Source organism: Nocardioides sp. Z22_16 (assembly GCF_058134365.1).
This window is the reverse complement of sequence record NZ_JBYTTI010000001.1, coordinates 385,373-408,516: the sequence shown is the minus strand read 5'-3', so window position 1 is coordinate 408,516 and position 23,144 is coordinate 385,373. Positions and strand designations below refer to the sequence as shown.

25 protein-coding genes are annotated in these 23,144 nt (G+C 70.0%); 13 read left to right on the top strand and 12 right to left on the bottom strand.

Annotated features, from left to right (window positions below):
* The 4 genes from AC3X7R_RS01945 to AC3X7R_RS01930 all read left to right on the top strand — a co-directional run bounded on the left by AC3X7R_RS01945 (position 1) and on the right by AC3X7R_RS01930 (position 3,732).
* Positions 1 to 1,656 (top strand): AMP-binding protein, encoded by a 1,656-nt coding sequence (locus tag AC3X7R_RS01945; RefSeq protein ID WP_489963863.1) that lies wholly within the window; start codon positions 1 to 3, stop codon positions 1,654 to 1,656.
* A gap of 27 nt (positions 1,657 to 1,683) precedes the next feature.
* On the top strand, positions 1,684 to 2,568 hold the full coding sequence (locus AC3X7R_RS01940; protein ID WP_489963862.1) for an HpcH/HpaI aldolase/citrate lyase family protein: 885 nt from the start codon (positions 1,684 to 1,686) through the stop codon (positions 2,566 to 2,568).
* 94 nt (positions 2,569 to 2,662) lie between these two features.
* Entirely contained in the window at positions 2,663 to 2,812 is a 150-nt protein-coding gene (locus tag AC3X7R_RS01935; RefSeq protein ID WP_489963861.1) for a hypothetical protein, read from the top strand.
* 263 nt (positions 2,813 to 3,075) lie between these two features.
* Positions 3,076 to 3,732, top strand: coding sequence for a hypothetical protein (locus AC3X7R_RS01930; RefSeq protein WP_489963860.1), 657 nt, complete (start codon positions 3,076 to 3,078; stop codon positions 3,730 to 3,732).
* Between the two features lie 419 nt (positions 3,733 to 4,151).
* Here AC3X7R_RS01930 and AC3X7R_RS01925 read toward each other — a convergent pair whose 3' ends face one another.
* On the bottom strand, positions 4,152 to 4,394 hold the full coding sequence (locus AC3X7R_RS01925; protein WP_489963859.1) for a hypothetical protein: 243 nt from the start codon (positions 4,392 to 4,394) through the stop codon (positions 4,152 to 4,154).
* A gap of 446 nt (positions 4,395 to 4,840) precedes the next feature.
* On the opposite strand from AC3X7R_RS01925, the gene AC3X7R_RS01920 reads away from it, so the two are divergent.
* Positions 4,841 to 5,194: a hypothetical protein gene (locus AC3X7R_RS01920; RefSeq protein WP_489963858.1), complete on the top strand. Its 354-nt coding sequence runs from the start codon at positions 4,841 to 4,843 to the stop codon at positions 5,192 to 5,194.
* A gap of 478 nt (positions 5,195 to 5,672) precedes the next feature.
* On the opposite strand, the gene AC3X7R_RS01915 is transcribed toward AC3X7R_RS01920, so the two are convergent.
* The 3 genes from AC3X7R_RS01915 to AC3X7R_RS01905 form a co-directional block, all read right to left on the bottom strand.
* On the bottom strand, positions 5,673 to 6,587 hold the full coding sequence (locus AC3X7R_RS01915) for a DUF480 domain-containing protein (protein WP_489963857.1): 915 nt from the start codon (positions 6,585 to 6,587) through the stop codon (positions 5,673 to 5,675).
* A 117-nt stretch (positions 6,588 to 6,704) separates the two neighbouring features.
* Entirely contained in the window at positions 6,705 to 7,337 is a 633-nt protein-coding gene (locus AC3X7R_RS01910; protein WP_489963856.1) for a hypothetical protein, read from the bottom strand.
* A gap of 212 nt (positions 7,338 to 7,549) precedes the next feature.
* Complete coding sequence (locus AC3X7R_RS01905; protein ID WP_489963855.1) at positions 7,550 to 8,839, bottom strand: hypothetical protein; 1,290 nt, start codon at positions 8,837 to 8,839, stop codon at positions 7,550 to 7,552.
* A gap of 157 nt (positions 8,840 to 8,996) precedes the next feature.
* Here AC3X7R_RS01905 and AC3X7R_RS01900 point away from each other — a divergent pair, with 157 nt between their 5' ends.
* Entirely contained in the window at positions 8,997 to 9,857 is an 861-nt protein-coding gene (locus AC3X7R_RS01900; protein ID WP_489963854.1) for a nucleoside hydrolase, read from the top strand.
* Positions 9,858 to 9,873: 16 nt separating this feature from the next.
* On the opposite strand, the gene AC3X7R_RS01895 is transcribed toward AC3X7R_RS01900, so the two are convergent.
* Positions 9,874 to 10,161, bottom strand: a complete 288-nt coding sequence (locus tag AC3X7R_RS01895; protein ID WP_489963853.1) for a hypothetical protein — start codon at positions 10,159 to 10,161, stop codon at positions 9,874 to 9,876.
* A gap of 194 nt (positions 10,162 to 10,355) precedes the next feature.
* On the opposite strand from AC3X7R_RS01895, the gene AC3X7R_RS01890 reads away from it, so the two are divergent.
* Positions 10,356 to 10,892, top strand: coding sequence for a GNAT family N-acetyltransferase (locus AC3X7R_RS01890; RefSeq protein WP_489963852.1), 537 nt, complete (start codon positions 10,356 to 10,358; stop codon positions 10,890 to 10,892).
* A 48-nt stretch (positions 10,893 to 10,940) separates the two neighbouring features.
* On the opposite strand, the gene AC3X7R_RS01885 is transcribed toward AC3X7R_RS01890, so the two are convergent.
* Positions 10,941 to 11,369, bottom strand: coding sequence for a PPOX class F420-dependent oxidoreductase (locus AC3X7R_RS01885; RefSeq protein ID WP_489963851.1), 429 nt, complete (start codon positions 11,367 to 11,369; stop codon positions 10,941 to 10,943).
* A gap of 287 nt (positions 11,370 to 11,656) precedes the next feature.
* On the opposite strand from AC3X7R_RS01885, the gene AC3X7R_RS01880 reads away from it, so the two are divergent.
* A complete protein-coding gene (locus AC3X7R_RS01880; RefSeq protein WP_489963850.1) occupies positions 11,657 to 13,294 on the top strand; it encodes a DEAD/DEAH box helicase in 1,638 nt (545 codons plus the stop codon).
* Positions 13,291 to 13,794, top strand: coding sequence for an NUDIX hydrolase (locus AC3X7R_RS01875; protein WP_489963849.1), 504 nt, complete (start codon positions 13,291 to 13,293; stop codon positions 13,792 to 13,794). The genes AC3X7R_RS01880 and AC3X7R_RS01875 overlap by 4 nt, the downstream gene beginning before the upstream one ends.
* Positions 13,795 to 13,825: 31 nt before the next feature.
* Here the strand turns inward: AC3X7R_RS01875 and AC3X7R_RS01870 are convergent, their stop codons facing one another.
* The gene (locus AC3X7R_RS01870; protein ID WP_489963848.1) at positions 13,826 to 14,542 is read right to left on the bottom strand and encodes a hypothetical protein; all 717 of its coding nucleotides are present in this window, start codon (positions 14,540 to 14,542) and stop codon (positions 13,826 to 13,828) included.
* A gap of 82 nt (positions 14,543 to 14,624) precedes the next feature.
* On the opposite strand from AC3X7R_RS01870, the gene AC3X7R_RS01865 reads away from it, so the two are divergent.
* On the top strand, positions 14,625 to 15,011 hold the full coding sequence (locus AC3X7R_RS01865) for a hypothetical protein (RefSeq protein ID WP_489963847.1): 387 nt from the start codon (positions 14,625 to 14,627) through the stop codon (positions 15,009 to 15,011).
* Between the two features lie 31 nt (positions 15,012 to 15,042).
* Here the strand turns inward: AC3X7R_RS01865 and AC3X7R_RS01860 are convergent, their stop codons facing one another.
* The gene (locus tag AC3X7R_RS01860) at positions 15,043 to 15,507 is read right to left on the bottom strand and encodes a GNAT family N-acetyltransferase (RefSeq protein ID WP_489963846.1); all 465 of its coding nucleotides are present in this window, start codon (positions 15,505 to 15,507) and stop codon (positions 15,043 to 15,045) included.
* A 78-nt stretch (positions 15,508 to 15,585) separates the two neighbouring features.
* Between AC3X7R_RS01860 and AC3X7R_RS01855 the strand changes: the two genes are divergently transcribed.
* On the top strand, positions 15,586 to 16,041 hold the full coding sequence (locus AC3X7R_RS01855; protein WP_489963845.1) for a hypothetical protein: 456 nt from the start codon (positions 15,586 to 15,588) through the stop codon (positions 16,039 to 16,041).
* A gap of 58 nt (positions 16,042 to 16,099) precedes the next feature.
* Here the strand turns inward: AC3X7R_RS01855 and AC3X7R_RS01850 are convergent, their stop codons facing one another.
* Entirely contained in the window at positions 16,100 to 16,807 is a 708-nt protein-coding gene (locus tag AC3X7R_RS01850) for a DUF72 domain-containing protein (protein WP_489963844.1), read from the bottom strand.
* Positions 16,808 to 16,960: 153 nt separating this feature from the next.
* Between AC3X7R_RS01850 and AC3X7R_RS01845 the strand changes: the two genes are divergently transcribed.
* Together AC3X7R_RS01845 and AC3X7R_RS01840 are read left to right on the top strand one after the other, a co-directional pair.
* The gene (locus AC3X7R_RS01845) at positions 16,961 to 18,409 is read left to right on the top strand and encodes a DUF4389 domain-containing protein (RefSeq protein WP_489963843.1); all 1,449 of its coding nucleotides are present in this window, start codon (positions 16,961 to 16,963) and stop codon (positions 18,407 to 18,409) included.
* Between the two features lie 51 nt (positions 18,410 to 18,460).
* Positions 18,461 to 18,865, top strand: a complete 405-nt coding sequence (locus tag AC3X7R_RS01840; RefSeq protein WP_489963842.1) for a hypothetical protein — start codon at positions 18,461 to 18,463, stop codon at positions 18,863 to 18,865.
* A 67-nt stretch (positions 18,866 to 18,932) separates the two neighbouring features.
* Here AC3X7R_RS01840 and AC3X7R_RS01835 read toward each other — a convergent pair whose 3' ends face one another.
* The 3 genes from AC3X7R_RS01835 to AC3X7R_RS01825 form a co-directional block, all read right to left on the bottom strand.
* Complete coding sequence (locus tag AC3X7R_RS01835; RefSeq protein WP_489963841.1) at positions 18,933 to 21,359, bottom strand: immune inhibitor A domain-containing protein; 2,427 nt, start codon at positions 21,357 to 21,359, stop codon at positions 18,933 to 18,935.
* Between the two features lie 174 nt (positions 21,360 to 21,533).
* On the bottom strand, positions 21,534 to 22,349 hold the full coding sequence (locus AC3X7R_RS01830) for a crotonase/enoyl-CoA hydratase family protein (RefSeq protein ID WP_489963840.1): 816 nt from the start codon (positions 22,347 to 22,349) through the stop codon (positions 21,534 to 21,536).
* Positions 22,346 to 23,104 (bottom strand): SDR family NAD(P)-dependent oxidoreductase, encoded by a 759-nt coding sequence (locus AC3X7R_RS01825; RefSeq protein WP_489963839.1) that lies wholly within the window; start codon positions 23,102 to 23,104, stop codon positions 22,346 to 22,348. Before AC3X7R_RS01825 ends, AC3X7R_RS01830 begins: the two co-directional genes overlap by 4 nt.
* Between the last annotated feature and the right edge of the window lie 40 nt (positions 23,105 to 23,144).

Genomic DNA, 23,144 nt, shown 5'->3' with positions numbered 1-23,144 from the left:
GTGACGTTCCGCTACTACCGCGACCTGAAGCCCACCTTCGAGGACCGCTCGAAGTGGGCGCTGCCGACGGTGCTGCGCCACCACGTGGCCGAGCGACCCGACTCGGTCTGGCTCGACGTGCCGGAGGAGAGCGCCACGTGGACCTTCGCCGAGATGCTGGCCTCCGCCGAGCGGGTGGGCCGCACCTTCCTCACCCACGGCGCCGGCCAGGGTGACCGCGTGGTGCTGGTCGCCCAGAACTCCTCGCGCTTCGTCCGCACCTGGATCGGCACCGCGGTGGCGGGCCTGGTCGAGGTGCCGATCAACACCGCCTACGAGCACGACTTCCTGGCCCACCAGGTGCGCACCGTGGAGGCGAAGCTGGCGGTCATCGACGACGTCTTCGCCGAGCGGTTCGTCGCGGTCAAGGAGGCGGCCTCGACGATCACCAAGTTCTGGGTGATCGACAACGGCCAGCAGGACAAGGCGATCGCGCTGCTCCGCGAGAACGGCTGGGAGGCCGCCCCGTGGGACGAGCTCGAGGTCGAGCTGCCCGCCGGGACGAGCGTCGAGCTGCCCGAGGTGCAGCCGCAGGACCTCGCCTCGGTCCTCTTCACCTCCGGGACCACCGGCCCCTCGAAGGGCGTGGCGATGCCGCACGCCCAGATGTACTTCTTCGCCGACGAGTGCGTCTCGCTGGTCCGGCTCACCCCGGACGACGCCTGGATGACGCTCACCCCCCTCTTCCACGGCAACGCCCAGTTCATGGCCGCCTACCCGACGCTGGTCGCCGGGGCCCGCTGCGTGATCCGCAGCAAGTTCTCCGCGAGCCGGTGGATCGACCACATCCGTGAGAGCCGGGTGACGGTCACCAACTTCATCGGCGTGATGATGGACTTCATCTGGAAGCAGGATCGCCGCGAGGACGACGCCGACAACCCGCTGCGGGTCGTCTTCGCCGCCCCGACCGCCGCCACGCTGGTGCAGCCGATGAAGGAGCGCTACGGCATCGAGGCGTTCGTGGAGGTCTTCGGCCTCACCGAGACCTCGGCGCCGATCATCTCGCCGTACGGCGAGGACCGCCCGGCGGGCGCGGCCGGCCTGGCCGCCGACGAGTGGTTCGACGTCGCGCTGGTCGACCCGGCGACCGACGAGCCGGTCGCGGTGGGTGAGATCGGCGAGCTGGTCATCCGGCCCAAGGTGCCCTTCATCTGCTCGATGGGCTACTTCAACGCCCCTGAGAAGACCGTCGAGGCGTGGCGCAACCTCTGGTACCACACCGGCGACGCGCTGCGGCAGGACGAGGAGGGCTGGTACTACTTCGTCGACCGCTTCAAGGACGCGCTGCGCCGCCGCGGGGAGAACATCTCCTCCTACGAGATCGAGACCTCCGTGCTGAGTCACCCGGCCGTCGTGGAGTGCGCGGTGATCGCGGTGCCGGCCTCCACCGAGGCGGGCGAGGACGAGGTGATGGCCTACGTCATCACCAAGGAGAAGGTCACCGCCGAGGAGCTGTGGGCGCACTGCGACGGGCGGATCCCGTCGTTCGCGGTGCCGCGCTTCCTGCGCTTCGTCGAGGAGCTGCCCAAGACCCCGTCGCAGCGGGTGCAGAAGGCCAAGCTCCGTGAGCTCGGGGTCACCGAGGACACCTTCGACCGGACCCCCGAGACCCGCTGAGCCACCTCTCTTCCAGGAGCCTGTGACGTGCATCCCTACCGCTCGATCCTCTTCGTCCCTGCGCACAAGCCCGAGTGGGCCCGCAAGGCGCTGGCCTCCGGGGCCGACTGCCTGGTCATCGACCTGGAGGACTCGGTCCCGGCCGGTCTCAAGGAGTCGGCCCGCGACACCGCGCGCAAGACGCTCGCCGAGCTGCGTGCCGAGTCGCCCGACGTGGGCCTCTTCGTGCGGCCCAACGCGCTGGACACCAAGATGTCGGGAGCGGACCTCGAGGCCGTCGTCTGTCCCGAGCTGACGGGTCTGTTCACCCCCAAGATCCGCAACGCCACCGACGTGATCCGGTGGGAGACGCTGATCGACTGGTTCGAGGCGCGCAACGGCGCCGAGGGCCTGGAGATGATCGTGCCGGTGGAGATGGTCGACGCGATCACCAACGCCACCGAGATCGCCGGCGCCTCCCCGCGGGTGGGCGCGATGATCGGGCCGACCTCCGAGCACGCCGACATCGCCCGCGCGGTGGGCTACCGCCAGTCGCGCGAGGGCAGCGAGACGCTCTACCTGCGCAGCCGCATCCTGCTGGCCTGCCGCCAGTTCGGGCTGCACCCGCTCACCGGTCTCTGGGAGGACCTCGCCGACCTCGAGGGCCTGCGCACGTTCGCCGACTACGGCCTGCAGCTCGGCTTCCGCGGCCAGATCCTGATCCACCCCTCCCACGTCCCGGTGGTGCACGAGGTCTACACCCCCTCCGACGAGGAGGTCGCCTACCACGAGGAGCTGGTGGAGACCGTGGAGAAGGCCAGCGCCGAGGGCCACGGCGCAGTCCGCTTCCGCGGCACCCACGTCGACCTCGCGCACATGGAGAAAGCGAAGGACTGGCTGGCGCACGCCCGGAAGGTGCGGCGCGAGAGCTGAACGCCTCTTGCACGACGGCCGTCTCCGGGGATCCGGGGCGGCCGTTCTGCATCTCTTGCCGCGGCGGGGGAGGAGTCTGCCCTAGCCTCCGGGGATGGAAGCCTCGCTGTTCTTCGTCCTGCTCGCCGTGCTGGTCCTCTTTGCACTGTTCTGGATCATCCGGTTGGCGGTCCGGTACGGCGTCAACGACGCGCTGCGGATGAACCGGGGTTGGCTTGGGGAGGAGCGAGCGGGCCGCGGGTGAGGGGTGCGGCTTACCACCCAGAATGACGTATTTCCGTCATATGGATACTCGGAGGTCAGTCCTTCGCTCTGGCCGCTTTCAGCAGCCGCCCAGCTCTCTCACGGATGTTGCCAATGTCGGGCTCGAAGTCTTCGACAGCCCGCGCCTTGGTCGAGTCGACATGCTTCGTCCCATCGGGGGTCGCGTTCAGCCCAGGACGCGCGGCGCGGCCACCAGTTCGCATATCCTGCGTAGCCGTGGCGGCCTTGCCCTAGTCTGCGGGCATGAGCATGGCGATCGCGAACGGCTCACCCGGCGCTGGTGCTGCCACGAGTTCTCGTCGACGACGCCGTCGAGGTGGGGTCACCGCGGGCTTGCTGATCATCCTCGGAGCAGCCCTCAGCGTCGCCTGGATCACCGGCAACGCGCCGGTCCGTCCACCCGCCTCGGATTCGGCGGCCCCCGCGGCCACCGCCCAGCGCTGGCTTGCCACGCACGACCACCGAATGGTGGCCCAGTTTCAGGGAGCCCGCACGCACAACGTCACGGTGGTTCGCCGCAACGGCATCCTGAACGGTGACGTCCAGACGATGAAGGCCGATGAGCAGAGCGGCTACTACCGGTTCCGCATCCGCTCGGGCGAGGTGCAGACCACGAGCACCGGGGGCCTGTCCACGGCGCATTGGACGCGGGCGACGCCGGCACAGAAGACCCTAGTGATGCACGTGACCGACCCGGCGTGGATCTTGGCGCCTTTCGCTTCGGTGCCTCGGCTGCGAGACATCGAGCCCGACGAGGACGTCGAGCATTACAGAAGCCCCGACGGTGACAGTCTCTACACGGCCCACGGGCGGCTGCTGGCGGTGATCACACACCCAACCCAGACGGGGCGGAGCCGCACGTTCCGCATCGACGCCCTCCCGATTTCCGAAGCACGCTGAGCACTGCACTCCGGGCACCCGACGGCCATGGTTCTACGCACGCATGCGAGGAATGCGTTCGCATGCCCCCATGGTGTGCGTCCTTTGACCTGACGCCCAAGAGCCCGGTTTCGTCGATGTAGCCCGCGCGGACCTCCGCGATGCAGTGAAACTTGCCTACGGATTGTTTATGAACTGACGTTATGTCGGTCCTCGGACTGCTCGTGTCGAGTGTCGAGAGCAGTCAACACGAAGCGATCAGCCTTCGTCTCGAGAACGCCGCACGGATCTGGCACCCCCCCTGTGTCAAGGACTGGCTGAAGTGCGGGCGCTAGGTCAGCGACGGAACGGCGCGTGAAACTCCACGACGCCTGGACCGAGCACCTCGGTGTGCTCGACGTCGGCCCCGTACTCGGTCCAGCGCCAATTGCCGCGTCGGATCACGACCCGAAGGATGCGCTCCTCTGAAGAGACACTTTCCGCGCGTCGAGGGTGAGTTCCTGTTTGTCATCCAGCCGTACCTGCACGTTCTCGCCGTCCGCCTGCGTTCCCGTCAGCTCATGCCAGTTGTCATACGGCCGACCGAACCATCCTGCGGGAAGTCGGAGCGTGGCGACCTCGTGCTGTGCGAAGAACTCCTCGACGGCCCGTGCGATCGCCGAGGGGTTTCCCAGAGAAGTCACCTGCGCATCATCCACGACGTTCGCGCACCGCGGGAGCCATCTCCCCTGCCGTGGTAGCTGAGTCATTCCCCCGCGTCAGCGGTCATGTGATGGCGCGCGCTCAATTACCACCCGAGCGCGAGCGAACGAGTCCTCCCATGAAGTGGCCCGTGAGCTAGACGTTCTCTGATCGGCACCGCGCCGGCGATCGACTGCACTACGGTCCACTCCATGCGAAAATGTTCGCGGTTTGCGCGGCCTTGGTCCTGCTTTGCCGGTTGCGGTGGCGGTTCTGACGACTCCTCCGATTCGAGCGACCCCACCGCTCAGAGCTCGGCGCAGCCGGCCAGACCGTCACCGTCAACTTCAACCTGCTAGACGATTCCGGCGGACTACTTGCAAGCGGCTCCCAGGTATCTCACTTCAGTTGGCCAGGACAAGTGCTCCCGGTCGCAACCCAGGTCGAGGTGCCGAAGGGGAAGAAGCCCGCAACCATCGAGGCCACGGTGCTCGTCGAGGACGAGGGAACCTTCGACGACCAGACCTCCGATGACTGGGGCACCTTCCCAGGCACGATCTACCAGCCGGAGTACTCCGACTCCTACGGCGCCCAGTTCGAAGTCACGAATCCGACCGATGAGCCGCTTGCTGGGTCGGCGTTCCAGGTGGTCTGCACGAACAAGTCCGGTGAGATCATCGGCGGTTCCGGCGAGTATCCAGAGCTCATACCCGCGTCGGGTCGTGTGCTGGTCGACGCGTCCTCGCTCTACACCACCACCAAGCCGGCCGAGTGCACCGGCTACCTCGCTCCCTGGATGTAGTCGCGCCCGTGGAGAGTTGCCACGACCGTTGGGCTGCACGGATCGCGCCAGGTTGACCTGACCCATTCCGCCGCGATCCGGGCGCATGGATCTGGCGTGATCTGCTCGCGGCCCCGAGCCAAGGGTTAGCGTTGACGGGTGCGCAAGGTGTCTGTAGTCGTCAGTGATCCATGGTCGTTCGTGGACGAGAAGGGATCAAGCGTCTTCACGGCCCGGGTTCGCGTGACTCAGGGGGACCTCATGTTGCTAGAGCTAGCGGGTGACCTATACGTCGCGACCCCAAGAAGTCCCTCCGGATTCAGTCTCATCCCGATCACGGAGGAGCAGGCGCAGCAGGACCCACCTTGGGGCCGGGACCAATGGAGGGGGCAACCCACCGCCATAGGCGCAGAGATCCGTGGCCTCTAGGCCGCCGCTCAGGACTGCATGTCCCTCCCTCCGTTGGGCTGCGTCTTTCCGCCGCGGATGACCAAGACCCTCAGCTTGCGTGCTGCTGAACGACGTTGAGCACGTTGCCATCGGGAGCGCGGACGAAGAAGCGAGTCACGCCCCATGCCTCGGTTGTCAGGGGATGCACGATCTCGTACCCACGCTCCTGTGCTTGGCGGTAGGCGGCTTCGACATCGTCGACCATGACCGAGACGACGGGGTCCACGGGCGCGGTGGCATCGCTGGTCATCACCTGGAGCGTCGCCCTGGATGCCGGCGACGTGTGGCGGGCCACCCAGCCCAGGTTGAACTCCTCTTCGGCTAACCCGAGGTAGTCGCTGTAGAAGCTCCTGGAGGCGGGGAGGTCGGGTACGTGGAGGTCGGCGATGATCTGCGTGACGTGGATGCGCGACGGGTCGGCACTCCCAGCCGGATCGGTTTCGCCTGAGGTCCGCTCCGGCGCGGCGCCCAGGAGGTGGATCCAGCGCGGATCCTGCTGGCCGGACGAGCGCTCGAGTTCGCGCACCAGCGGTTGCGGGCGGCTCGCCATTCGGCTCAGGCACTCCTCGACCTGGCCCCGGTCGGCGAACCCGTGCAATCGCTCGGTGCGGGTGCGCAGCTCACCCGGCGCCTGCGCGCCGCGGAGCAGCAGGACCGTGAGCAGCGCTCGCTCGTCGGGCTCGAGGGCGAGATGCTCGTCGAGGATCTGGTGGTACTTCAGTGTCCGGCGTCCGGTGTCGGACCACACGATCCGCAGCAGCCCGCGCTCCTTGAGCGACTTCGCGGTCCGCTCGACGGTCTGCTGGTCGAGGTCGGTGACGGGGTCGCGGCTGCTCGTCTGGTTGCACGCCGACACCAGTGCCTTGGCGGAGAGGGGATAGGTGGCGGGCACGGTCGTCTGCTTCTCCAGCAGGCTGCCGAGGATGCGCTGGTCAGTCGCATCGAGGACGGGGAGTTCTCTCACGTCACGACCTTAGATCTGCCTCGGCACAATTGCGGATCGGAGAGCGTCTTTTCCCCGCCTGTGGCCATCCGGGGACGCTGCCGATCGGCCGCCGCAGGTTCTCGTTGACCTCTGCGCTCAGGTTCTGGTCTGAGGCGGCTTGGAGCGCGCCTCGACGAGGGTCGCGATCTCATCCTGTGACGCGATGCTGATGCGCTCGTCCACGAGACTGAGCAAGCGCACAGGGTTGCCGGCGGCCGCGGCTGCCTGGACCTTGTGGTGTCCATCCAGCAGGAAGTGGCTGAGCACCCAGTGCTCGTAGTAGTCGTCCCCTGCTTCCATTGCCGGCTGGATCACGTCGAGGAGCGAGTACGCCACAGCAGTGGGCGGCGCCCCTCCAGAACTCCCGCTGTACTCGGCCACACGCTCTTGGTCGTTCCAGGCAGGCGGAACCATGGGCACCACGAATTCGTACAGGTGCTGGTCTGGCCCGACCGGCGTCTCGAAGGTTCGGTAATAGGGCGTGGCCGGGTTCTGGGGTGAACCGGCCACAGGGTCCACGCCCCATGTAGCGACCTGCTCATGAGTGAAGTAGTCGGACGTGCTCCCTGGCGTCACGAGCTGAGGGGTCACATCGATCAGGAGTGCCGTGTAGTGCGACTTGGGCAGCGCCTTCCCGTATGCCCGCAAGACGTCAGCCTCGATCGCCCCGAGGCCAGCGTTGAGGCGCTCGTTCGCAACCCCCAGATCCGCCGCCACCGGCTCGCTCAACTTCTCGAAGAGAGCAGGACAGGTCCCGCACCACAGACCCAGCTCGAACACCGGTGCCCCGCGAAGGGTCAGGCGCCGCGGCGGGAATGCCGTCCCCGGCGGAGGCTTCGGTGTCGGCACAGCGACGAGCGCGCGGTCCTCCCGAACGCCCAAGGGGACTCCTCGCTGCACGTCCATGACCACAACCAGACCGTATGCGACCCGGAGCCGTGCTACTCCGCGACGACTAGGAAGCGCATGTCGAGGGTGAAGCTCGCGACGTCGAAGGCGTCGTCCCCGGCGTCCCCGTCGGTCCAGAACTCCCAGTACGCGCCGGGAGGCAACCGCTCGGAGCGGCTGCCCCACCCCTGGCCGTCGCCGTAGACCGGGTTCTCGTCCCACGGGGTCTGCGCGGTGCTGTTCGAGGAGACCACGACGCCTTCCTCGCGGAACGCTTCGGTGCTGAGGTGTCCCTCGTCGATCTCGCCGGCGTTGGTCGGCGCCCCCACGAAGGCGACCCGGATGGCGTCGAGCCCGCGCACCGCCTCGGGAACGCGGACGAAGTAGTTGGACTCCGCCCGGCCCCAGACGTCGGGGTTCGGGTCGGCCCGGTGGGTCAGGCCGCCAGGGAACTGGGCGCTGGGCGTCACCTCACCCTGCGGGAGGTAGGCCCAGCACTCCGGCCACGAGCTCCCGACGCACGGCGGGGTCATCGCCTCCTCCGCGGTCATCGTCCTCGTCTCCTCCCGCCACACGAGGCGGTCGCGGGAGACGTAGAGCGGGACCGGCTTGCTCGAGCCCCGGTTGCCCAGCACGTCCTCGCCCGAGACCGTGCCGGTGTAGCGCCCGGGAGCCAGGGGGCGACCGCGGCCGTCGCGCCCCTCCCAGACCACCTCGGCGCCCCACTTCTTCCGGAGGCGGACCGTCCGCCGCAGCACGACCCGTCCGTCGGCGTTGCGAAAGGAGACGACAGCACGTCGCATGCCGTCCTCCCCGTAGGCCGCCAACCGCACGCCGTCGCGCACGTCGACCGAGCGCGGGTAGACCTTGGGCACCACGCCCTTCTTGGCGCCGTACCGATCCTCGACGTAGAGGCCGCCCCCGAACTCCAGGTCCGCCTCTGCGAAGGCGTCGCCGCTACCTTGCGGCGTGATGACGTGGATCCGGTAATAGGAGTGCGGCACGAGTCGGCCGCGCGGCGTCCGACCGTCCCACGTCCAGGTGTGGCGGCCGGCCCGCTGCCGCCCGAGCTCGACGGTGAACGGCGCGACCTTCGTGTCCGTGTCCGGCTCGACGCGGATCCGCACCGGCGCGGCGACACGGAGCTGGTAGCCGACCGAGAGGCGGTCGTGGACGCCGTCCCCGTTGGGCGAGAACTTCGGGTACGGCGTCAGGATCTTCGGCGCGTCCTCGCGCGGTGCCGCCCCGTGGGAGGTCGCCGAGGCGACCTGGCCCCCGAGCAGCGTCGTCAGCAGCGCCGCGCACGACGCCATCACCAGTCCCGTCGTCCCCCGTGTCCGCATGGACGAAGGCTAGGGGAGGCGCGGGGCCGAGTCGACGAGCTGACCCACGGGGCGAGAATCACTTCATGACCGACGCACCCAAGACCCCGAAGCAGAGCGTCCGTCCGCACGGTGACTCCGTGCGGCGGTCGTCGGTCCGGGCTGCGAGGCTGGCTGGATGGCACAGCCGACCAGGGTTCTTCTTGATGTCGACACCGGGATCGACGACGCCTTGGCGATTCTGTACGCGACGGCGACGTCACGCCTCGATGTTGCTGGGGTGTCAGCCGTAGTCGGGAACGTGCCCGTCCACGTAGGTGCTCGCAACGCTGCGACTGTCTTGGCGGCGGTCGGCAAGGCCTCGATCCCGGTAGCGGCCGGTGCGTCCGCTTCGACCCAGGGAAGCGGGCCCCGCATCGGGCCGACCAATCACGGGCCCGACGGATTGGGAGGCGTGAACCCGAGACCGGCCAGCCAGGTGCGAGAGCCGCATATGGATGTGCTGGGACTCTTCGACGCGCTGACGTCCGATCGTCCGATCACGGTGGCCGCCTGCGCTCCGCTGACGAACGTCGCCCACTACGCATCGCGCCGGGGCGTTGCAGGGATCGTGTTGGTCGGCGGCGAGCTGGTCGTCGAGGACGAGCCGGAGTTCAACGTGGGCCAGGATCCAGCTGCCGCAGTCGCCGTGCTCGAAGCCGGCGTTCCGACCACGGTGTACCCGATCGATCTGTTCGAGACGGTCACCGTGTCGCCGGGACTCGTCGCGCGGCTGCAGCACGCGCCAGCACCGGCGGCTCAGCTCGCCGGTGACCTGCTCAGCGTCCGGCGCGACCACATGCTCGGTGACGTCGGCGCACTGGTGTTCCTGACCCACCCTGAGCTCTTCGAAGTCACGAGATCTCGCATGGCGGTCGTGGGACGACGGCTGATTCCGGTGGGGCACTCGCAGGCTGGGTTCGTCGTCGACGTGGTCATGGCAGCAGACGGTCCCGCAGTGGTGGAGGCATTCGCCGACGCTGTCCAGGGCCCTCATTGAGGGAGTCGCCGCGCGCTCAGGCCGCGACTCGGCGCTTCCCCGTCGTGCCGAGCACCGCGGCCAGCACGATGAGCTCGATCGTCAGACCTGCCAGTCCAGACGACTCCTCGGGCAGCCCGACGAACTTCGCGACCAGCATCCAGATCACCAGGGCGGCGACGATGCCGCCCCAGATCGTGGCCAGGATCCGAGCACGCGTGGGCTCCGCTCCCCAGAAGAGCTGCGTGGCGAGCAGGCAGACCGGGATGGCGATCGCCACCAACAACACCCCGAGCATGAGCACCTCCCCGTCGCCGAAACCCATGGCCGTGCGGCCTTCAACGTATCGCCAGCACCCGCCGACGGACAGCCATCTCATCCGGCCGTTCGACCGTGAGCTCACGGTCTCTCAGTGAAGCAGGTGCCACGGTCATGCTGCTGAGTCGTGCGGGAAGGGTCGAGCGCCAGAACGAGCGTTTCTCGGAGCCTAGATACCCGGGCTGAACTACGGTGCTCCCCATGCCCGACATGCCCAAAGTGTTGCTGCGGACGCAGACCGACGACGACCTTGATGTGTTGTTCAGCATCGCGGCGGATCTGGACACCTGGGAAGAGCGGAATCCTTGGGCACCAGTCCCGCTGACCAGGGAACGATTCAATGCGCGACGCGCGCTCGCCGCCGACAGTGCTGCACGGGACGAGGCCGTGAACTTCGTCGTCGACGTCGACGGGACAGCGGTCGGCGTTGCGTCGCTGTTCGGGTTCGACTCGTTCGCCCGTCACGCCGAGGCCGGGCTCAGCTTGGTGCCCCAGGCCCGCGGTCGCGGCATCGGAACGGCAGCGATCGCCCAGCTCGTGGATTTCGGGTTCGTGCGTCGCAACCTCCGCCGAATCCATCTTCAGGCGATCGCCTCGAACGCCGGCGCCATTCGCGCGTACGAGAAGGCAGGTTTCGTGGTCGAGGGCCGACAGCGCGAGCATGCGTGGGTCCGAGGCGAGTACGAGGACATCGTGCTCATGGGAATCCTGCGCTCCGAACAGACCGGCTCTGCTTGACCTCACCTCACGGCAGGGTTGTCGAGTCTCAGCAACCCCAGCGGGTCCCTACTCGCTGCCGTCCGGCTGGTCGTTGTTCTTCTGCGCTCCCCAGCCGTGGACGCGCTCGATCTCGATCAGGGCGCTCACCCGCGCGCGGTCGCGCGTGGGGTAAGGCCGACCGCTGTAGTGCGTGGACAGCGCGTCGATGTCCGCCAGCCCCTCGTCGTCGTAGATCTCCACGACACGTCCGATGAGCGTGACGTGGGTGTACCACGACGCCTCGTCGAGGACCGTGAGCGAGACACGGGGGTCCTTCCGGAGGTGGGCGAGCCGCTTGCGGCCCTCGTCCATGTTGACGAGGACGCGGTCCTCGCGCAGGAGGTACCAGGTGGCCGCCGAGACCGGTCGACCGTCGGAGCGGACGGTCGCGATCACGGCCGGGTTGGCCTTCTCGAGCATCTGCCGGGCCGAGTCGGTCAGGGGAGTGGGAGGCATCCGGAGCTCCGTTCGTCGAAGGAATGTGCTGGCCGTGGGGTCACCGAGGCCCCGGGGTGCGTACCCGGGATCGGGCTTCGGTACCGCTGCCCCGGTCGGTCGGGTCCGCGCTGGGCGAGCGCCACCGGGTGAGGCGCCACGGGGTGAGGGGGCGAGCCGGGTAGCGTCCGCGGGTGGCCACTTCTCGTCGAACCAGTGCTCGCGGGCGCAGCGCGTCGGCGCGACGGGGCCGGACGCGACAGCCGCCGCGGCCGTTGCCGGCCGCCGGGCCCGGCGAGCGGGTCTGGGTGCTCGACGTTCCGTACGGCACCCAGGTCGACGGCGCCGCCTGGCACCCGGCGGTGAAGACCCACCTCTTCGTCGGGCGCGCGCTGCCCGCGCATCTGGCTCCCTACGCTCCTGGACCACACACGCTCGGCCGGTTCCTCGAGAACACCTTGAACCCCGACGACCCGACACCCAACCCCCCACCGACGGACGCTCTCGAGCCCCGGAGGATCCAGTTCGAGGCGGCCGACGCGATCGCCGAGCGGGCCGCCAGCGGCGGTCGGCTGTTCCTGCTGGCCGACGAGCCGGGGGTGGGCAAGACGATCTCGGCCGTCCTCGGCGCGACGGCGGTGGGCGACCTGCGCGGCGCGCGCCGGGTGCTCGTCGTGGCCGACCGGCCTGCCGCGATCACCATCGGCCACTGGTGCCGCACGATCACCGCGCTGGGCGACGGGGGCCTGGAGTGGGTGGTGATCACCTGGGACCGGCTGGAGAAGGTCAAGGACCACCCCTGGGACGTGATCATCGCCGACGAGGCCCATGCGCTGCGACGGACGACGACGAAGCGGTGGAAGCTCTGGGCGAAGGTCTCGGGGCACGGCAAGCCGCACGACCAGGCGCCGTTCGTCATCGCGACGACCGCGACGCCCGGACACACGCCGCTCGAGCTGCCGTACCTGGCACCCGCCTATGCGCAGGTGCTGCGCGAGCCGATGCGGCAGTGGACCTCGGCGACGCAGCCCGGGACGGCGTTCGCCACCGCGCTCGAGCGCCACGGCGTCGCAGTCGAGCACGGCCGCTACGGCGCGACCTGGACCGCCGATCCCGCGCGACGCGCGGCGGACCTCAAGCTGGTGCGGGGGTGGCTCGCCGACGACCGGCCGCCGGCGATGCTGCACCGCGCGGCGCCGTGGGGGCCGGTGCCGATCTCCGGCATGCCGGTGACGCTCACGCCGACGGAGCGGACGGCGTACGAGGCCGAGTGGGGCGAGTTCTGCCGTGAGATGGACCTCGCGCGACGCGGCCGCAACGTGGTGAAGGGCCGGGCCGCGCTGCTGCGCTTCCGGCAGAAGGCCGGCCTGATCCGGGTCGACTCGACGGTCGCCTGGATCGCCCAGCAGGTGCAGGCCGAGCGGCAGGTGGCCTGCTCGGTCGAGTTCGTCACCACCGCCGCCGACCCCATCGCCGACCGGCTGCGTGACGCCGGGATCGAGGTGGCCACGATCTATGGCCGCGACCGGTTCGACGTGGAGGCCGAGCGGCTCAGGTTCCAGACCGGGGAGGCGAAGGTCTGCGTCTTCACCACGGTCGCCTCGATCAGCCTGCACGCCGGCGAGACCCTCCCCGACGGCCGCCAGGCGAGCACCGAGCCGCGGGTCGGCCTCTTCCACCAGGCCCGCTTCTCGGGCATCGCCGCCCGGCAGGTCACCGGCCGCACCCACCGCGACCACCAGGTCTCGCCGTGGCACATCGCCTACGCCGAGGGCACGGTCGAGGAGCAGGTCGGCAAGGTGATGGTGGAGCGCATCGCCGCGGCGTCGGACTCGGTGGGAAGCGACACCAGCGGCCTGGCCGACCTCGCGGAGCTGCTCGGTGCCGACTGGCTCCCGCCCACCTCGATGACCGCGGACGGCGACCTCGCGGGCCGGCGGGCATGAGCGAGCGGGTCGCCCTGTACGGGCCCGACGGGCAGCCGACCGGCGAGGTGGCCGACCGAGTCCGAGTGCGACGCGAGAACCTGCGCCACGCCGCCACCCATGTGGTGGTGCGCAGCTCCGAGGGACTGATCTACGTCCATCGCCGCACCGCGACCAAGGACCTCTACCCGGGCCTCTACGACTTCACCGCTGGGGGAGTGCTGCAGGCGGACGAGGACCCGCTCGTCTCCGCGACCCGCGAGGTCGAGGAGGAGCTGGGGGTCTCCGGCGCGCAGCTGGTGCCGCTCTTCGAGTGCGACTACGCGGACGACCGGACCAGGTTCCACGCCTACTGCTACGAGTGCCTCTGGGACGGCCCGATCCGCTGGCAACCCGAGGAGGTCGCCTGGGGCCAGTGGGTGACCCCGGCGCGGCTGCTGGAGATGCTCGACGAGCTGGACTTCATGCCGGACGCCGTCGCCAACATGCGGCCCTGGTTGGGTTCACTGCCGCGGAGCTGACGACCTCGGGTGGGAGCCCCCAGGCCGCGGCCTAGCGTCGGCGGAAGCGCGGGCGAGGCAGCGCTGCGCGCACCCGACCCACGAGACGGCGGCCGGCGCTCGCCAGGCGCTGGCGCTGCCGCCGCACGCCGTCGCGCAGGCGCCGGACGGCGCGGCCGACGCGGTCACCGACCCACACGAAGGGTGCGGCGAGCACACGCCACACGGCGCGGGCGGCGGCCCTGGCCCAGCGGATCGGCGAGCCGAAGACACGTGCCACGAGGAGACGGGCCCGGGTGACCCAGCCGCCCACCGTGCGTACCGCCGCGGAGAGCCAACGCACCGGCGCCGCCAGCAGCCGCCCGAGCGCACGCAGGGCGGACGCGACCCAGCCGCCGAGCGTGCTCAGGGCCGTCCAGAGCCAACGCACCGGAGCCGACAGCAGCCGGCCGAGCGCACGCAGAGCCGCCTCGACCCAGCCGAGGAGGGCGCCCAGGGCCGTCGCGAGCCAACGCCACGGTCGGCGCAGCACCCGGCCCACGGCGCGCAGCGCCGCGGAGAGCCAGCGCAGGGGAGTGCGCAGCACCCGGAGCACCCCCCGCTTCATCGCGGCCAGGAGCCGCGCCACCCCGGACGCGACCGCGGAGAGCACGGCGCGCACCCGGCGTCCGAGCGCGCGAACGAGGTCCCAGAGCAGCACGAAGGGGAGGAGCGGGAGCCCGAGGATGGCCTCGAGGCGCGAAGGCGGGGCGGGCTGCTCGTCGGTCACAAGGGGCGAGTCTGCACTACCCGGGGACCCTGGCGCCGGGGATGACCAGGTCGCGCGGTGCCAGCCCTGTCAGGATGTGGAGATGGACTTCGCCCAGGCGGTCAAGGCAGCCCTCGACCCCGTCCTGGTACCGGCGGGCTTCGCCCCCGGGCAGTGCGGCGGCACCCAGGGCATCTACTGCGCGGGCCACGACGAGCTCAGCGACCGCTTTCCGGCCTTTCCCCAGGCCGACGACCAGTCGCGAGGTGTCGGTGCCTGCATCGATCTCGTCCTCCACCAGGTCGACCCAGGAGTCGAGGTCGACCTCGAGGGTCAGGACCTGGCTGACACCCTGCGCGCGCTCGCGCTCCACGAGGAGGCGGCGACAGCCGAAAAGCTGGCGAGCGCACCGCTGGATGCGGCGCTGGCGGAGCTGGCGACGATCCTGCCGCGACTCCTCAGCGCCGCCGAGCGTGTCCCTCGACGATGAGCTGCCGGAGCAGCTGTTGTCGGTCATCGCGCTACGAGGACAGGTCGAGGCGCATCAGGTCGTGGGCGGGGCGGAAGCCGAGGGACTCGTAGAGGGGGATCGACACCTCCGACGGCGCAAGCACCACCCGCACCATGCCGTTGCTCCGGGCGAACCCGAGGAGGGCCGTCATCAGTGCCCGGCCGACGCCCCGGCGTCGCTGTTCCGGTACGACGTAGACGTTGGCGCCGTAGAGCCACTGGGTGCGCGGCCGCCCCGGCGCGGGCATGCGCGAGAAGACCTGGGCGTTGGCCATGCCGATCGGGCACCTGGTGTCGTCGTAGGCCACCCAGGCGCGTCGGTGGTGACGCTCGGCGGCCCACCAGGCGCGGAACTCCTCGTCGAAGCCTTCGTCACCGTCGTCCTCGGCCGGCGGGAACCAGCGCCTTCTCAGTCCCAGGAGGTCGTCGCAGTCCTCGCCCACGGGGCGGATCTCCCAGCTGTCGCGGTTCGCCACGGACCGATCATCCACGAGCCGGCCCCAAGGGACTCGCAGGTCCTGGACTCGGCTCCGTAGATGCGGGAGGCTCCCGCCGTGAGCATGCTCGCGCCGCACCCGGCCTTCGCCACCCACTTCACCGACCCCACCTATGACGACGACGCCTCGGAGACCGCACCGTTCGGCAGTGACGAGGGGTCAGACGTCTTGTGGGAATGGGGACGTCGACCTGACGAGCTGGGTCCGCACTCGACCATCGCCGACGTGATGAAGATCGACCAAGCGCAGCTCGACACCCTGGTGGGGCACATGTCGGGCATCGACCACCTGGACCAGGCGGCGATCGTTCGCGCGGCGGCGTTCGCCCTGCTGCGGTTCACCGGTCACCTGGCCGAGCAGGACCGTGAGCTCGCTCTCCGCAGCCTCGACTACGAGCTCCGGACGTTCGCCGATCCGAACTGGCTCCCGGCCGATGCCAGGGACCAGCTGCTGCCCCCTCTGCACGTGCAGCGGGAGGATCTCCTGTCATGGAGGAACCCCGAGCTGGAATGAGGACGGCTTGGGCTCCTGGCTGGTGCTGCTCGACACGTAGCCAGCGTCCCGGCACGGATCAGAGCAGGGCGCGGAACCGCTCCGCGTCGCCGGTGCGCGGCAGGTTGTTGAACATGACGTACGGCGACGGCCGGCCGTCGACGAGGTCCCGCAGCCGGCGCAGCTCGTCGTCGGTGTGGACGTGCCGGGAGCCCGTGGTGCCGTGCAGCCGGTAGTAGGTCTGCTCCGGTGTCACCGTCTCGGTCTGCATCGGGTCGACCACGTGGACGAGGTCGAGCTCGGAGCAGAGCTCCGTGAGCAGCTGGGTGGGCCACTCGCCGCGGGGCTCCCACAGCAGCCGCCCGGCCGGGCGCTCCACCTGCGCCACGAAGCTGCGCAGCCGCCGCACGTTGTCGGCCGTCGGGCGGAAGCTCTTGGGGCACTGCAGCAGCACCGCGGTGGCCCGCAGCAGACGGGCGCACTCCAGGGTCCGCTGCCAGGCGGCCAGGACCTCCGGGGTCGTCCGGAACGCGCCGACCTGCCCGCGGGCGCTGTCCGGGAGGGGCTTCTTCATGCGTCGGTAGGTGGGGCTGTTGGACTCGTGGGTGACGAGCTGCCAGGCCTTGATCGTGAACTCGAAGTCGGGCGGCACCTGCGCCCGCCAGCGCGCCAGCACGGCGTCGGCCGGTGGCTCGTAGAAGGTGTGCTGGACCTCGACGAGCGGGAAACGACGTACGTAGGACGCCTGGGAGATCGTCCACCCGCACAGCCCCACGCGCACATCCACGTGCCCCACCGTGCCAGGCGCGTCAAGCGCCAGGGGCTTTCGGCAGAGGCCTCCGGCCCTTGCCGATCCCGGCCATCGGCGGAGTATGGGGAAGGAGTGTGCACCCCAGACCACGGCTCGACGGACGAGCTGGGTCCTCGTGAGGAGTGGCAGATGAACACCCCGACCGGTCCCGACCCCTATCCCGTCCGCGTCGAGGCGGAGTTCGATCCCAGCCTCAGCCGTGGCCTCTGGCTCATCAAGTGGCTCCTCGCGGTGCCCCACTACGTGGTGCTGACCTTCCTGTGGACCGCCTTCGGGCTCACCAGCTTCCTCGCCTTCTGGAGCATCCTGTTCACCGGTCGCTACCCGCGCGTCCTGTTCGACTTCAACGTCGGCGTCCTGCGGTGGAACTGGCGGGTCATGTTCTACGCGTACGCCGCCCTGGGCACCGACCGCTATCCGCCGTTCACGCTCGCGGACGTGCCGGGCTATCCGGCCCACCTCACGGTCGACTACCCCGCGCGCCTCTCCCGTGGCCTGGTGCTGGTCAAGTGGTGGCTGCTGGCCATCCCGCACTACCTGGTGGTGGGCCTCTTCGTCGGCGGGGTGACCTACGGCATCCGCGGCATCCCAGACGACCCGGCGCTCAGCTTCGGACTGATCGGCATCCTCGTCCTGATCGCCGGAGTGGTCCTCCTCTTCACCGGCCGCTACCCGAGCGGGGTCTTCGACTTTCTGCTGGGCCTGAACCGCTGGGTCCTGAGGGTGGCGGCCTACGTCTCCCTGATGACCGACCGCTACCCCCCGTTCAGCCTCGAGCAGGGCGGGCACGAGGCCCCGTGGTCGACCGTCTCGCCGACGGCCACGGGCGTCGAGCAGACGCCGGCGGCGACGACACCGGACCCCACGGAGTCCGCCCCCACGGGGTGGTCCGCCGGGCGGGTCGTCTCCCTGGTCATCGGATCGATGCTGGTGGCGTTCTCGCTCTTTCTCGCCCTGGCCGGGGTCCTGCTGGCGGCGGCCGACGTGGCCGCGAAGGACCCCGACGGATACGTGATGAGCCCCGACGAGACACTCACCACCACCTCGTTCGCCATCACCTTCGACGACCTGGACATCCCGACCGGCATTCCCGAGCCGCTCCTGCCGAAGACCCTGGTCGGCGACGTGCGGTTCACTGCGGACAGCCGCGCCGGAGACGCGGTGTTCCTCGGCGTGGCACCCACCCGCGACGTGGACCGCTACCTCGACGGCGTCCGGCTCGACGTCCTCGAGAAGCTGAACGACGACGAGAAGCCGGTCTACCGCTCCGTCGAGGGTGGAGCACCTGCGGCCGCGCCCACCGACGAGGAGTTCTGGACCGACAGCGACTCCGGGGTGGACGGCGTCCAGGTCACCTGGTCGCCGGACGAGGGCGACTGGACGGTCGTCCTGATGCGCGCCGACGGCACGGCCGGGGTCGATGCCGACGTCGCCGTCGGGGCCGAGTTCCCCGTCCTGGCGACGCTGGTCGCGGTCCTGCTGATCACGGCCGCGATCATGCTGCTGGTCGGCGCCCTGCTGGTGGCGATCCCGATCCGAGGCGCGTCCCGGAGCCGCCGGGAGCTGAGCCGGTCGTGAGTGGGCTGGTGGTCCAGGGAGCCGTCGCGGGGAGCGGCGCGTCCCACCGGTATGACGCCGCGACTCCACCTCTCCGCCCTGCTGCTCACCGGTGCGCTGGCGCTGACCTCGTGCGGCGACCCCACGGCGTCCCAGGACGCCCCTGCGACTGAGCCCCCGGAGACGCCCGCGACCTCCGCGACCAGCGAGGCGCCGACCAGCACCCCGTCGCCCACCCGGGCCACCACCCCACCCACCGACGGCCTGCAGAAGATCCGGGTGACCGGAGAGGTCAGCGGCACCGGCGACTGCGTCGTGGTGCGCGACGACCACGCGATCACCTGGACGCTGACGGGCGAGGTCACCGACGGGCTCGAGGTGGGGGACCGGGTCCGGGTCACCGGCGCCCCCGACCTGGGGGCCACCGGCTGCGGGGGACCCCTGGTGCGGGCGACGACCGTCACGGTCCTCGACTGAGGCCGGACGCGACGAGGGCCGGGGGCGTGCTGCCCCCGGCCCTCGCCGTGCTGCTACCCCGGTCCGGTCACTGCACCCGGATCCGCATGGAGGTGCCGTTCTGCTCGAGCACCCGGATCTGCACCCCGACACCGGCCACCTTCACGCCGGTGCGCGGCTGACCTGCCTCCGCGAACGGCCGGAAGTACCGGTCCGGGTCGGAGTCGTCGAAGACCGGGTTGGGTGCCGCCCCGCGCACGTAGCTCCGGCGTCCACCTGCGTAGAGGTAGAACGAGTCCGACCGCTCCAGCCCGAACGGGGCGTCGTAGGTCTGGATCCGACCACGCCACGCCTGGCCCTGCAGGTTGTAGAGCACCTGCGGGTTGGCGTCCACCGGAAGCACCAGCCCCTGGCCGGGGTGCTGGCTGGTGTTGTTGTTGGTGAAGGACGCGTCCCAGTAGTTGACGAGCAGCCCGTTCTGGTACGGGAACTTCTCCACGAAGTTGGGCCGGTCCGGGAAGCTGAAGTTGTACGGACCGGTCTGCAGGTACTTGTCGTAGGAGACGTAGGCACGGTTGCTCGCCAGGTAGAACTGGTCGGTCGTGGTGGTGCGGGTGGCGCCCACCGACGAGAAGCCGTCGAGGGTCCACCCGTTGGGCGAGGTCTCCGCGCCGTCGGCGAAGACCACCTGGCCACCCGCGGTGACCTGGATGTCGTCGACGAAGATGCCCGACCAGCCCAGCGCCGGGTCCTGGCCCTGCGCCGCCCCGTCGGTCAGGTAGCGGGCACGGAAGCCGATGGTCTGACCGGCGTACGGCGTGAGGTCGAAGGTCACCGGTACGTAGCCGGCGCTGACCCCGTCGATGCCGATCTCGTCGGCGTCCTGACCGGCATCCGGGTCGACCGTGGTCGGCAGCTGGGTCCAGCTGCCGCTGCCCGCGGGCACCTCGGCCTCGAACCACGCGTAGTCGTAGTCCTCCTCGATGTTGAACTGCGTCCGCAGGCTCAGTGTCGCGCCACCCGCGGGCACCGCCACGTCGGCACGCGACATGGACGACTCGTAGTCGTCGCCCTGGCCGCTCCACCACTGCCTGGTCCCCTGAGGCGGGGTCGGCAGGGTGGTGACCTTCTGCTTGTCGGGCAGCACGACCGCGACGCCCTGGGCCTTGTCGGAGTTGTACTCGTGGAGGCCGAGGTCGATGGTGCGGTCCTGTCCGGCCACCACGGTCTCGTAGTCGAGCCAGCCGAGCTGCAGCTTGTCCCACACGCCGAGGTCGGCGGCACGGGTGCCGATGCCCTGGTCGCCCGGGGCGGAGACCCGGCTCTGGGCCATCAGCGTCCACCAGTTGACCGGGTTGTCGCCCGAGGCAGCGGTGTCGTAGTGGTCGGGGAGGCCGAGGTCGTGGCCGTACTCGTGGGCGACGACCGAGAGGCCGCCGTTCTCCGGCTGGATCGTGTAGTCGGCCACCCAGATCCCGGTGTTGCCGATCTGCGCGCCGCCGTCGAGGTTGCCCTCGGGGCCGAAGACCCCGTCGCCGTTCTGGAAGGCCTTCCAGCGGTGGCTCCAGATGGCGTCCTCACCGTAGATCGGGTCGCTGTCGGCCTGGTCGCCGCCGGCGTGGATGATCTGGAACCGGTCGATGTAGCCGTCGGCCTCGTCGAAGTTGCCGTCGCCGTCGTAGTCGTAGCGGTCCCGGATGTCGTACTGCGCGACCTGCCGGCGGATCTGTGCGTCGGTCTTGCCGGCCGCCTTCTGGTCCGCCACCCACTGGGTGAGGCCGTCGGAGACGAGGTTCCAGGTGTTGGAGCACACGTTGCCGCCGCACGGGTAGCCGTCGCTGCGGCCGTAGCGGGCCTGGTTGTAGCGGACCGTGGTGAAGTCGGTGACCATGCCCTCGACGCTGTAGCGGCCCGAGGACTGCCGCTCGTAGTAGGTCTTGAGCGACTCCACGCCCTCGCCCTCACCGAAGTACAGGTCCTTGTAGTAGCGCTTGTTGAAGTTCTTGCGCCACTGGGTCCGGTTGTCGTCGGGGCCGGGCTTCGGGATCTCGTTGAAGAGGGGGCCGTCGAAGCGGGCCGGTCCGGGGGTGTTGGGGGAGGTGTCGCGGTCGGGGAACTGCGGGTGCCGCTCGTTCCCGAACTCGACCAGGAAGACGAAGACCTTGTCGGTGCGTTCGTTGGAGAGCTCCACGAACTGGTCCTGGGTCTCGGCCGCGGCCTGCTGCCGCGCCCCGACCTCGGCGACCGCCGCGGGCTCCTGCCCGACCTTGAGCACCGAGCTGCCGTTGAGCGTGCGGGGAGTCGCCTCCCCGCTCAGCACCTCGGCCCAGGCCTGCTCACGCAGGCCGATCTGCTTCTCCGCCTTGGGGTTGGGCAGGACGTGATCGGGGTTGGCCACCTGGGGTTCGCCCGTGGTGCCTGAGGAAGCGGCCGGTGGGGCCGCGGCCGTCGGGAGGGCCATCAGGCCCACCCCCGCCATCAGAGCCAGGCTCAGCCCGGCAGTCGTGGTTCGCACGAGGATCGTTCCTTCCGAGAGACAGGGTCCGGACCCGAGCGAGCCGACTCCCCTGTGATCTTGGACACTAAGCCTCCATCGCCCCGCTGCACAGGGGGTGACCGTCCAGAGTTTTCGCCAGACGCACAGGAGGCCGCGCACCTGACGGTGCGCGGCCTCCTGGGGGAGCTGGTCTCAGCGACCGGCCCAGACGGGGTCCCGCTTCTCGACGAAGGCGAGCGCGCCCTCCTTGGCGTCCGCGGACTCGCGGATCGGCTGCACGAACTCGTGCTGGCGGTCGAACATCTCCTCCAGCTCCCAGTCCTGGGAGCGGACCAGCACCTGCTTGGAGGCGGCCAGCGCCAGGGGAGCGTTGGCCGCGATCTCGTCGGCGAGCTCCAGCGCGACGTCGAGGGCGGAGCCGGGCTCGGCGAGCCGGTTGACCAGGTGCACCTCGGCGGCGGCGGTCGCCGGCCACATCGCGCCGGTCAGCACCAGCTCCATGGCCAGGTGGTAGGGGATGCGCCGCTGGAGGCGGAGCAGGCCGCCGGCCGCGGCGGTGAGGCCGCGCTTGACCTCCGGGAGGCCGAACTTGGCGGCGTGGGAGGCGACCACCAGGTCGCAGGCCAGGACGATCTCGAACCCGCCGGCCAGGGCGTAGCCCTCGACGGCGGCGATCAGCGGCTTGGTCGGCGGCTTCTGCACCAGGCCCGCGAAGCCGCGGCCCTCGATGACCGGGCGCTCCCCGCGGGCGAAGCCCTTGAGGTCCATCCCGGCGCAGAACGTCTGGTTGGCGCCGGTGATGACGCCGACGCTGAGGTCGGGACGGCTGTCGAGCAGGTCGAGCGCGGCGGCGATCTCCTGGGACATCTGCAGCGACATCGCGTTGCGCGCCTGGGGTCGGTCCATCGTCATGACCAGCACCCGGCCGCGCTCCTCGACCTTGAGCTCCGGGCCGGTGGACTCGGCGGTCGACTGGGCGTCCGACTGGGCGTCCGTCTCGGCGCTCATCGCGGCGACATCCGGATCGCGCCGTCGAGACGGATCGTCTCGCCGTTGAGGTAGGGGTTCTCCACGACCTGCTGGGCCATCATCGCGAACTCGTCGGGCTGGCCCAGCCGTGCCGGGTTGGGCACCTGGGCGCCGAGGCCGTCGCGGATCTCCTGGGAGAAGCGGGCCAGGATCGGGGTGTCGAAGACGCCCGGGGCGATGGTGTTGACCCGGATGTTCTTCGTCGCCAGGTCGCGGGCGGCGACCAGGGTCATGCCGACCACGCCGGCCTTGGCCGAGGCGTAGGGGATCTGGCCGATCTGGCCCTCCCAGGCGGCCACCGAGGCGGTGAGCACGCAGACGCCGCGCTCGCCCTCGACGACCTCGTTCTTCGCCATCCGGGTGGCAGCCAGCCGCAGCACGTTGAAGGTGCCGACCAGGTTGATGTTGATCAGCTGCTGGTAGAGCTCGAGGTCGCCCGGGGTGCCGTCACGGTTGACCAGGCGGACCGTGCCGCCCTTGCCGGCGCAGTGCACCAGCGCCCGCAGCGGACCGTGCTCCTCGGCGGCGTCCAGGGCGGCGTCGACCGACGTCGCGTCGGTCACGTCGCCCTGGGCAAAGGTGCCCCCGATCTCGGCGGCGAACTCCTTGCCCAGCTCCTCGTTGAGGTCGAGGACCACGACGTGGGCCCCGGCCTTGGCGAGACGGCGGGCGGTCGCCGCGCCGAGGCCGGAGGCCCCGCCGGTGACCAGGGCTGATGCTCCGTTGACGTCCACTCGGACTCCTTGCGTGTGTGTGGGGGGAGGGGAGGAGCGG